The organism is Pseudomonas brassicacearum subsp. neoaurantiaca (assembly GCF_013608025.1).
GTDB lineage: Bacteria > Pseudomonadota > Gammaproteobacteria > Pseudomonadales > Pseudomonadaceae > Aquipseudomonas.
The window spans coordinates 242,124-253,120 of the sequence record NZ_VDLV01000003.1 but is presented as its reverse complement, the minus strand read 5'-3'; the positions used below and the strand labels follow the sequence as shown (position 1 = coordinate 253,120).

The window sequence follows — 10,997 nt, the reverse complement described above, 5'->3', positions numbered from 1 at the left end:
AAATAAATCTGTCCCCTTTTCTCTCTATAAATAATCCAACCAGTCATCCGACTCCCCCCCCCCAACGGCGTTAAGAAAGTCTCTATACCTAGCCTTATATTTTTCAATCGTATGATCATCAACGTCTATAGCTACGAAGTCCCCTCCCCTTTCCTCGACAGATAACTCAAAGGGCTTAATTTTTTTTGACACCCCCTCTATTAAAGCCCCTGAAATTTTTGACCTATGAAATATAAAGCTTTTTCCTCCAGCCAAAGGAAGAATTTTGTCCACTACCGAAAATATTATTTCAGGATTGGACACTTCAATTTTTTCACCAACTTCGTAATCATCTGAGTACGACTCCGGTATGAGAAACAGCCTGTAGTCGATGATAACCAGCCATCCTTCCAGATCAACAACCCCTTCGATATTCATTATTACTTACCGATCACGATAGCGTTAACTCCGTTTGACATCGCTCCATCCAACAAACCTTGCTGGACGCCCCTTGGTCCGGCATGCGGATCTCGGGTCATATAATAATTCACACCATCAACCGATTTGACACTATCAACAATTATGAAATGCCTCCCCTGCCCAGCTGGAACTTGCACAATGACACTTGATCCTTTTTGCAGCGCCTTATTTAACTCCTCCGGTAGCATGGTCGTGTACATTGTATTTTTAACTCCCGCCTTAGATATTACATCCGACAATTCCAAAGTGTTCACTCCGGTCGGCCTGATCCCGTTTACAAAGCTTCCAATTGCACCCTCGAGGTTGATAGATACACCCGTTTCATCAGTAATTGTCATTGCAGCACAAGCGGGGCCGCAAACAGGGGCATCCCCCTGTAGAACAACCGTCCCCTTTGGTTCATACGGAATAGATTTAGGCGCAATAGCAATGCCACCTGCGCCATCAACACCAGCCGCAGCAAGCCGCCTAGCCAGCAAGGCCCTTAATACCGCAGGCGCGCCCGTAACTGCAAGCGCAGCATCCAAATCCCAGGTAACCCTTTCGATCCCACCGCCGACTATAGTTGAAACCCTTTGCACCAAGTCGTCGAACTCTTGTCGGCTACTGGAAACTCCAGCGATTTCCCTAAGATAAGTGACGGCGTCTCCACCGAATTGCTCCCTCCAAGCCGTGGGAACAATCTCGGGGTCATTGGCCCAGTTGTTGTTGCTGGACCATTGGGAAGCGGTATTGAACAAGGCGGAGTCAACGAACTGAGTAGTCGTCGCCTGAAACGCATGCACCTCGGCACCATTGGCGACGATTGTGCGGCCATCACTCCACGTGAGTGCAATGTTCTGAGCAGCCAATCCTTGAATGCTCTCGGTCGCCTTCAGCACGTCTTGCGCAAGGTGCTGGCCTTCAGGGTTGCCGGGGGGGAAACTGTCTACAAGTGCCTTCAGCCGTGCGTTTTCGGTGGCATCCACTTGAGCATTGGCGGCAAGAAGCAGTACTTCTTCCCAAGACATATCCGACTGAGGCTTGCCCTGCTCTTCAAGAGCCTTGGCCTCGTCGGCGAGCGCTTTCTTCTCCGCCGAATGCAACAGGCGATTATAGGAAGTTGCACTGCCCGCTACCCATGACCCGGTCTGAAGGCTCTTCGCATCCCCTCCCTGCGCGGCGGCTGCAAGCACACCAACTATTTGGGAGTTCATCACCAGAAGCCTGTCCTTTTGCTCCTTGGTCATCCCGGTGTACTGCTCGGCCAAGCTATCAATCAACAACTCGTTGGCACCCGCAGCCAGCGCGCCGGTTTTAAAGTCACCGCCAGCCGCCTCAGCGGCCAGTCCGCCCATGACCGCGTGCAAACTAACCTTGGCGAGTCCCCCCTCTTTCAAATCGAATTTCTTGCCAAGATCCCCAACGAGATTGAATCCCGCCGCAGCAAAGGTATTAGCCAAACTGCTACGCAGGGCGTTATCGAACTGGCTGTCACCACCAAGCGCCCGGTCCAACAAGGTTGAGGTACCGTTCTGCAACAGTTGGTTGGCGCCGAACCGACCTATGCCTTCCAAACTCGATAAACCACCTTGGGCAACAACTTTGCCCGCGTTTGGCAAGGCTCCTTCCACCGATGTGGTGGTATTGGTCATCTTGTCGAAGATTCCGGCCGTCAATCCCGCCGTTACTCCAGACACGACATAACCGCGCAAGGCATCCGAAGAAGTGACATCCTTGAATACGGCACCCAGATTTCCACCGTTATTGATAAAGCTGGTGGTGGCGTTGCTCGCAGCCCCCGTTGCGATAGCCGTGAGCGCCACGTTCGCCCAACCGGCGGCCACGGTTGACCCAGCTGCCGCGCCACCGGCCACCGCTGATGCGGTGGCTGTTCCGGCTGCGGCAAAGGCTGTACCTGAACCAGCAGCAGCGGTGCTTCCGGCCATAGTGCCAATCAAGCCACTGGCAGCACCCGCGGTGAAATAGACGACAAGGATCGCGATGATCATCTGCACAGCCGGCCCCATGCCGGAGTGGCTGTATTTATAAGAGTCGTGGACTTCCTTGACCTTGCGCCAATCCACATCGCCGCGCTTCTCGGCTTCGGCCAACCACGCCAGTTGCGGGTCCGCATCGACCATGGCTTTGATCGATTGATGGACGCTTTCTTGATTGACCTGCTTGATGTCGATGTTCAACCCGTCGACAGCTTTGATCGCAATGGCACCGGCAGCAACCATCTGCGTCTGGCGCAGTGTTTCGTCGGTATTGCCTTTGCCCGACATCGAGCTCCAGGCCATGCTGCTTTTGCTTTTTGCGTGGTCCTCTTTATGCAAATCCTTCACGGCTTCGAAGGTAATCGAACCGCCACTGTCCAGCGTGATGTCCTTGCCACTTTCAAGCTTCGCCACCTGATATCGCTGGTCATCCCCGCTCTTGATGACCAGATCGCCCCCAGTCGTGATCTCACTCCCAATGTTCTTCACATCAGTCACTTCATCACGCTGAGTCTTCTTGCTCCCCCAACTCCCCTTTTTCTTTTCGTCATACAGCGAATAATCGCTGTCTTGTGCCGCCAGCAACCCCAGCTTGCCCCCCGCCACCAGATAGGCCTCGTCACCAGCAGCGATCCGGCTCGACACCATCGTCAGGTTCTTGCCGGCGTCCACGGCGACGTTTCCACCGGCGGTAATTTCAGCCTTGACCTGCTGGACATGGTCTTCCTGGATCGTCAGCTTCTTGCTCTTGTACAAGAAGTGTTCTTCATCCGCCGCCGAGCTGATGTTGACGTTCTCGGTGGCGCTCATGCCGACGTCACGCTTGGCATCGATCTGGCTGGCAACGACGTTGAGGTCACGACCGGCCACCGCCGAGACGTCCCGCCCGGCAGTGACGCTGGCGCCGTACTGGGTGATGGTGCTGCTGTTGCGGTTGACGTCGCGGATCAGGTTGTCGACGGTCTGCGCAGCGACGATGTTGACGTCGTTTGCGGCATTCAAGCGGATGGCGCGCCCACTTTGCAGTGCGCCGCCGATGTTGTTGATGTTGCCGCCCGCCGAGAGGCTCAGGTCGTTGGCGGCTTCGATGCGCGCGGCGCTGTCGGCGAAATCCTTGCGATCCTGAACCTGGCCGTAGGCGATTTGTGACGACGTCACCGTGCGCTCGTTGACCACGTCCCCCATCAGCGCGGTCACCGAGACATCCCGACCGGTGATGATGCCGCCCGCCCTGTTGATGACATTGTTTCCGGCCAGCAGGTCGAGACGTTCACCGGCTTGCATCAGGCCGCTGTTGACCAGGTTCTCGCCCGCCGAAGCCGACAAGTTGCTGGTCGCCTTCAGCGTTCCGACGTTCTCCAGGTTCTTGCCGGCCACCAGGTTGAGGTTGTTGCCTTGAATCAAGGCACCATTGGGCGAGAGGCGGTTGTTGGCGTTGGCCAGGTACAGGACCGGCGTCAGGACTTGCTCGCCATTGACCTCGACATTTTCCATCCAGACGATGTCGTGGGTCAGGGCCGCTACTTGTTCGGAGGTGAGGCTGACGCCCAGGGACAGATCGAGCTCTGTTTTGCTGGCGATGGCGTTGTTCATCAGGTACTTGAACATGTCCTCGTTGGAGGTCTGTCCGTCGATGAAACGCTGGCCGGTGCGGGCAATCACCGCCTCTTGAATCAGCTTCTGTTCGTAGAAGCCGTCACCCAGGCGCTTGGCGCTTTCGTCCGGGTCGTAGCCGAGGTTCTGCAGCAGATAATCCGAACTCATGAACTGCTTGAGGTCAGTGAGCAACGGATTGGTTTCAACCAGATATTTGTGTGGGTTGGCCGTCACGGTGCGGGTGGGCAGGCCTTGGACCCGATTAACCGTGAGGTCGGTTGTTCGTCCGCCCGCCGTGTCGATATCGATTGCCAGGTCCATGTTGCTGGCGGACGGTTGCGTGGTGCTGCCCAGCGCGAGATCTCGCACTTGGCCGACGGGCAGCGCTTGCTGGCGCTGGGCCGGGTTCAGGCTCGCGTTGCCCAAGGACCAGTTCTGCGGTCCGCTGGCAGCCGACGTGTTACCGCCCTGCCCGCTCAGCCGGAACAGGCCATTCTGCCCGCTCGGCAAGCTGAATCCGGGCAGGCTTACGGGGTTGACCTGCTGTTGAGACAGGTCGGGGGGCAACTGGCGATTAAGCAGCACAACGGAGGGTTGAGTCGCGCTGTAGACATTCGTATTCGTGGAGCGCCCGCTCACGGACGCGGAGGTGTTCTGCACGACCACGCTGCTGATGTCGTTGGAGGCGGTGAGCTTGGCCGTTCCGCCCGCCTGGATGATGGCTGCGGCGACCGATTGCCCATCGGCCTGGACCGCGATGGGATCGTTGATGCCATAGAACAGGGAGGGATCGAACTTGCCTACCAGCTCGTTGAACGCCACGGGATCGAACGGTCCGGAGCGCGGGTGTTTCCTGTCGTAATCGCGCACCTCATCAATGAGTCGATAGAAATACTCGCCAGTGATCCAGGTACCTGCGCCCACTTCATGGCCGGACGTTCCGGAAGCCGAGAGCGCAGCCTGATTAGTGATGTTGGTACTGGTGATGGACAGATCATTGGCTGCCGACATCACGCTGTACTGATTGCGGAAGTCCGTGCTGTTAACGGTCAGGTTGTGTCCGGCAACCAGTGTCGCGGTCGGCGAGTCCTCGCTGACTACGCTTTCAACGGTGTTGTAGATAAATACGGGGCCACGTACCCGTGGCGAATCCGGCCCGTCGCAATGCTGGACGCACCAGATCGTCATGTAACCGCTTGTGATCTGCTGCGCCATGCTGAACTTGTCGCGCTGGTTCACGATATTGTCAGCAGCAATGCTGATATCCCCGCCGGCTTCAATGCTGGCGGAGCTGTTCAGTACGTTTTGAGCCGAAGTACCCGACGCGACTCCGCTGACCAGAAGATTGCCCAGGCTGTAAACATCGGCATAACGGTTGGTAAAGGACGTCGTCCGCAGGCCCATATTCCGCCCGCTGAAGAGCAAACCACGGCTGCCATCCGCAGCCTGCGCGTTAAGCAGGGCCTGGGTTGTAACCGTTAGATCTCTAGAGGCCGCTATAGCCCCATAGTTGCTGACGCCAGCGGCCGTCACGCTTAAATCATTGGCTGATGACAACTGCCCGTAGTTGGTCAATTGCCCGCCAACGTTGATAACAGTTGTCGCACCGCCCGCGATGCTTGCGGCGTCAGCCAACTCTAACTGTCCGGCTCCAGCGGTCAGGTTACCGAGACTGGTCATTCGACCGCTTCCGGAGTACGTCCCGCCGAGCGTCAACACCAACGTACCGTCACTGGCGAGCAGCCCGTCGTTGCGCCAGTTGACTCCGCTGCCCACAAACGCCGTTGTCGCCAGCAATTGGCCGGTCGCGGTCTGAGTGAAGTTATTGACATTGACGTTCAGCGTGCCGGCTTGCAGGACGCTGGTGTTGGTCCAGCTATCAGCATTGAGGGTCAAGGCACCGCGCGTGACAAAACTGCCCCCCGCATTGACGACGTTGTTAGTGGCAATGCCGAAGTTGCCGCTGCCGACGTGCAGGATGCTCCCTCCCGCGTTGAGCAAGTTGCCCACTCCCAGGCTCAGATCGGTGTTGGCACTTTCCAGCACACCACTGCGGTTATCGAACAACCCGCCGATCTGGAAGTTGGTCTTGCCACCCGTACCCAACGCACGGATCTGACCCGTCTGGTTATCCAGGCTCGCGGCCTTGATCGCCAGGGTACTGTCGCTTTCGATGATGCCCAGGCGATTGTTCAAGGCGCCGGTCAGGTTCAGGTCGATCTGGCTGCCGGCGATCTGGCCGTCGTTGTCGCCGCTGTTGTCGAAATTGTTGGCCGTGACGTTGACCTTGCCTTTGGCGTATAGGCCGCCGTTGCGGTTGTCGATGTTGCCGCTGGTGATGACGGCATCGCCAGTTTGCGCGGAGATGCGTCCGCCATAGTTATCCAGACCGCCGAGTGCGATCAGGTTCAGGTGCTGGGCCTGGGTGATGCCGCCCTGGCGGTTGTTGTTCAGGTCGTAGCCGTTTCTCAGCACGCCGGTCAGGTCGGTTTTCAGCAGGCCTTGGAGGCTGGCGAGTACGCCGCCACGGTTGTCGAGGTGGCGCGCTTCAACGCTCAGGTCACCGGCCTTGGCCTGGATGCGGCCGCTCTGGTTGTCGACGTCTTGATTGACGACCAGGGTCAGGTTGCCCTGGCTCTGCACGGTGCCCTTGCCGTTGACGAGGTTGGCCGCGTCGATTTGCACATTACCGTTCTGGCTGTAGATCAGGCCGTCGGCGCTGTTTTGCACCGCACCGGAAGTGGTCAAGATAAGCGCGTCATTGGCCGCGACGGTGCCGCGATTGCGGTTGTCCAGACCGCCGATGAGCAAGGTCAGCAGGCCTTGGCTGGCGATCTGGCCGCCCTGATTGTCGACCTGCGTGGCGCGTTCGACCCGCAGCGGGCCGGCGCTGGCGAGTTTGCCGTTGGTGTTGGTCAGGGCGCCGAGCAGATCAAAGGTCACGGCGGCATTGCCGCTCAGGTTGCCGCCTGTGTTGTCCAGGGTGGTGCCCGTGAACGTCAACGCTTGTTGTGCGTTGACCGTGCCGCCAACGTTGCCCAGGGCCATGGCGGTCATGACCAGCGCGGCGCCGCTGTCGATCAAGCCGCCCTGGGCGTTGTTCAGCACACCGCCGGTGACGGTCAGGGTCTGGTCGGTGCCGCTGGAGAGAATCCCGCCGCGGTTGTCGAGGCTGGCCGCGGTGACGGTGAGTTTTTTCTTGCTCGCCAATGCGCCGTCAGCACTGTTGAGCAGCGCGCCGCTCAAGGTCACGCTGACGTCTTCGTCGCGGCTCGACAGGGTGCCGGCGTTGCGGTTATCCAGGCTTGCGGCGGTCAGGTCGATGCCTTTGAAACCGGACACCAGGCCGCCCTGGTTGATGACGTCGCGGGCGTTGACGGTCAGCAGGCCGTTGCTGATGAGCTTGCCGGCGCTGTTGTTGAGATCGCGAGCCGTCAGGTCGAGGTTCTGGCTGCTGGAGATTTCGCCGCCCTGGTTGTCCAGGTCCCGCAGGTGCTTGAGGCTGAGTACACCGGCGGTGGTGATCAGGCCGGCGCTGTTGTTCAGATCGCCAGTGGCGGCACCGAAGTCGATGGCGATGGCGCTGCCCAGCAACGAACCTTGACGGTTATTCAGATCGCTGGCGCTGATGGTCAAGGCGTTAGCGGCGTTGATCAGGCCCTGGCTCTGGTTGATCAGCGGTCCGGACACGTTCAGGTCGAGGTTGGCGCGGCTGGTCAGGGTGCCGGCGCTGTTGTCCAGGCTGGCGGCCTCGACGTCCAGCGCGGCGGCGGCGATCAGGCCCTTTAGGTTGGTCAGCGCGTTATCGACGCGCAGGGTCAGGGCCTGGTTGCTCAACAACTTGCCGTTGTCGTTGTTCAGGTCTTGCGCGGCCAGGGTGAACGCCTGGGCGCTGGAAATTTCGCCCCCGGCGTTGTTGACGCCCTTGAGGTTTTTCAGCATCAGCAAGGGTGCGTTGATCAAGCCGTTCTGGTTGTTCAGTTGCCCTTGGTTCAGATCAAGGCTCAGCGACGCGTTGCTGAAAAGCTTGCCGCCCTGCTGATCGAGGCCCGTGACGCTGGCGGTCAGCGCACCGCTGCTGGCGATGCGGCCGCCGTCCTGGTTGGTCAATTGTTTTGCGGTGAGATCGAGGTGCGTGCCGCTGCTGAGCTGTCCGGCCTGGCTGTTGTCGAACGCGCCGGTTTCAACGACGACCGCTTGCTTGGCGCTGATGCTGCCCAGGTTGCGGTTGTCCAGGCTCGCGCTTTTAAGGGTGAGGCCGGCATCGGTGACGATTTGACCGCCCTGGTTAAGGAGGGCGTTATCGAGGGTGAGAGCCAACACTCCCGCACTGGAAACGCTGCCCAAGGTGTTGGTGAGGCTCGCAGCAGTGACGTCAAGCGTACCTTCGGCGCTCAATGTGCCCTTGATGTTGCTCAAGTCCCCGTCGAGGTGAGCGCCGAGGTTCTTCTGGGTCAGCAGCGCGCCGCCGCTGTTATCCAGCGTCGCGCCGGTCAGGGTCAGGCCGGTCTTGCCGGACAGCAGGCCCTTGGTGCGGTTGAGTACTTCTTTAACCGTCAGGGCCAACGCGCCGTTGGCGATGACTTGGCCGCCGTCACTGTTGTCCAGCGCGTCGCCTGTCAAAGCAACATCGCCGTGGCCGGACAATTCGCCGCCACGGTTGTCGATCGAGCCGACGTTCAACGTCAGCGTGTCGGTCGCACCGATCAGCCCTGCGCTGCGGTTGTCCAGGGAGGCGCCCGTCAGCGTCAATCCGCCGAGGGCGATCATCTGGCCGCCCTGGTTGTTCACACTGTCGATAGTGGCCGTGACGTTGGTTTTGCCGGCGATCTGGCCGGCGCCGTTGTCCAGGTCCGCGGCCTCGATGTGCAGGTCACCGTCGGCAATGATCGCGGCGTCCCGATTGGTCAGTTGGCCGTCCACGGTCATGACCAGCGCGCCACGGCTGCTGATCAGGCCACCGGTGTTGTCCAGGCTGGCGCTATGGGTGTCGATGGACTGGGCGGAAACCAGCCCCTTGATATTGTTGAGCGCCTGGTCGATCCGCAGGGTCAGCGCCTGGTTGCTGATCAGCTTGCCGTCGCGGTTGTCGAGGTTGCGGGCCGCCAGCGTGAAGGCCTGGGCACTGGACATTTCGCCGCCACGGTTGTCCACGTCCTTTAGGTTCTTCAGCACCAGGACCGGTGCGTTGATCACGCCCTTGAGGTTGTTCAACTGGCCGTTGTTCAGGTCCAGGGTCAAGGCGGTCTTGCTGAACAGTTCGCCGCCCTGCTGATCCAGACCGGTGACGCTGGCGGTCAGCGCCTTGTCGCTGGCAATGCGGCTGGCGGCGCCGTTGTTGACTTGGGTGGCAGTCAGGTCAAGGGTGTCGCCACTGACCAGGTAACCGCCGGCGGTGTTGTCGAACACGCCGGTGGTGACGCGAGTGGTGCCCTTGGCGCTGAGCAGGCCGTTGCTGTTGTCCAGGGCGACGCTGGTAACTGTCAGGGTGGCGGCGCTGGAGACTTCGCCGTCGTGGTTATTCAACTGCCCGACATCAGCCGTCAGATTGCCGTTGCTATTGACGATGCCTTGGGTGTTGAGCAGCTTGTCGGCGGTGACGTTCAGCGCGCCGCTGCTCAGCACCCGGCCCTTGTTCTGGTTATCCAGCGTCCCGGCTTTGACCGTGGCGGTTTGCCCGGCGCTGAGCGTGCCGCCCTGGTTGCTCAGCGTTTGCGCAACGTTCGCCGTGAGGTGACGACTGGCAACGATGCTCTTGCCGCTGTTATTCAGGCTCTGCGCCGTAACGCTCACATCCCCCGAGGCATTACGCGTGTTATCCGCATTCACCCCGGCTTCAATAATCCCGTTGTTGCTCAACTGCCCACCGGCACTGAGGCTGATGCCATCGCGCGCAGCCAACGTCTGCCGGTTGGTTAAATCCCCTTGGGTCTGCACGTTCAACGTCGTCCCGGCATAAACCGGTCCCTGCACATCAACGCTCGCAGCCTTGACGCTCACCGCCCCCGTGGCCGAGGTATCGACCATGCTCAAATGCCCATTGGCATCGAGCTGAATATCCCCGCCACTGGCAATCAACTTGCCGTCCAGCTTCACCCCAACCCCAGCTTCTGTGCCGACCAACTTGATCGCCCCGGCGTACATGCCACCCAGCGCCGACGAGTCGATCGCCAGTTCCGGCTTCACACTACCGTCATCGGCGCGAGCGGTGGCGCTCAAAGTCTCTGCATTGACATCGTTGCGACCGGCGACAATCGTCAGGTTCTTGGCCTGGATTTCGGCATTGATCTTGGCGCTGCGAGTGATGATTTCGAAATGGTCGACGTTGTTCGCGTTGAGCCCCGCGCCTTCGATGGAGACGCTGCCCTGGTCCACCTGGTAGCGATCCAACCGACCATTTTCCACCACCGGTTTGCCGGTGCTCAGGGTCACTTTCGGGCTGTTGATGAAGCCGCAGCCGTTGCAGGTGATGCCATACGGGTTGGCGACGATGACGTGGGCCGACTGCCCCGCCACTTCGGTGTAGCCGCGCAGTTGGCTGGGGTTGCCGCCGTTGACTTCGTTGAGGATGGTCGTGGCGGCCGTGCCGTTGAGATTCGGGTTGCCGAGAATGATCCCGCCCAGTTGCGTGGACTGGGTCCGGGATGTGGCGTTGTTGAGAATGATGCCGTTGCTGCCGACGTTGTAGTCGGTGAATTTGTTGTGGGACAGGCCGCTGCCATTGGGCTTGGCGATGTTGACGATGGGCACGCCGTTGCCCGCCCGGTCCAGTCCGGTGCCCGGCGCGCTGACCACGATGCCGTCCGCCTGGGCCCACATCGGTTGCCAGAACATGACGTTGGCCAACAGGAACGCCAGGCCGCGTTTGGGCATGCCTAGAAACCGCTCACGGCTCTCCACGACAGCAGAGGGTTGGCGGGTCAGGAAGGCGTAATGGCGGTCGTCCATGATCGGGTCTCGTTG

2 protein-coding genes are annotated in these 10,997 nt (G+C 59.7%); both read right to left on the bottom strand.

Features of this window, described 5'->3' with window-relative positions; translation table 11 throughout:
• Positions 1–24 precede the first annotated feature (24 nt).
• A complete protein-coding gene (locus tag FHK92_RS03075) occupies positions 25–417 on the bottom strand; it encodes a hypothetical protein (protein WP_181286765.1) in 393 nt (130 codons plus the stop codon).
• Between the two features lie 2 nt (positions 418–419).
• Positions 420–10,982 (bottom strand): two-partner secretion domain-containing protein, encoded by a 10,563-nt coding sequence (locus FHK92_RS03070; protein WP_181286764.1) that lies wholly within the window; start codon positions 10,980–10,982, stop codon positions 420–422.
• Between the last annotated feature and the right edge of the window lie 15 nt (positions 10,983–10,997).

Coding starts and splice junctions, on each gene's coding strand:
- FHK92_RS03070 (WP_181286764.1), bottom strand. CDS start 10,982: ATGGACGACCGCCATTACGCCTTCCTGACCCGCCAACCCTCTGCTGTC.
- FHK92_RS03075 (WP_181286765.1), bottom strand. CDS start 417: ATGAATATCGAAGGGGTTGTTGATCTGGAAGGATGGCTGGTTATCATC.